Raw genomic sequence first — 657 nt, 5'->3', positions numbered from 1 at the left:
CCTGGATGGTGGGCTTGGCTCAAAAGAAAGAACTCTGCGACTTCTGAAANATCCAACATCTGGCCCAATTGCTATTGCAGCGANTGTTTTATTATTGCTTTTGAAGCTCTTAACTATTGAGCTAATCATCAATCAGGATATTTGGCTGCTTATCTGGCCCCTGGTATTTGCTCGCATCAGCGCCAGCCTGCTATTTGTTACCACACCCTATGCACGAAAAAGCGGTTTAGGAAGTGCAATTGCCGAGCACAAGCAAGATCACCAAGTTTGGCTTGGTTCTATCATCCTCATGCTCGCTTCCTGCTACTTTCTAGGCTGGGCAGTCATCATCCCCCTGCTATTCGTAAGCTGCTTAAGTTTCTACTACTTGCGCTCTCGCATGATGAAGCGGCTTAAAGGGTGCACAGGTGATACAGCCGGCGCCATGATCGAGATACTCGAATGCATCACCCTGCTAGTTCTCGTTGCCTGCCAATAAATATAACAAGGAAATAACACATGTACTTTTCAATTTGCCTCTTATTGGCCTTGTTCCTCGATAAGGTCTTTGGCGAAGCCAAGCACTTTCATCCTCTCGTTGGCTTTGGCAATCTCGCCACCGACCTTGAGCACAAGTTAAATAGCGGGTCCGGCAAACGGCTTAAAGGCATCATTGCA

At 47.0% G+C, this 657-nt stretch carries 1 protein-coding gene; it reads left to right on the top strand.

Features of this window, described 5'->3' with window-relative positions:
• A partial coding sequence (locus tag A3735_RS06975; protein ID WP_197485727.1) for an adenosylcobinamide-GDP ribazoletransferase occupies window positions 1–478 on the top strand: 478 nt, incomplete at its 5' end.
• Window positions 479–657: the final 179 nt, after the last annotated feature.

This window comes from Oleiphilus sp. HI0061 (genome assembly GCF_001635675.1).
This window is presented reverse-complemented; position numbering and strand designations above follow the sequence as displayed.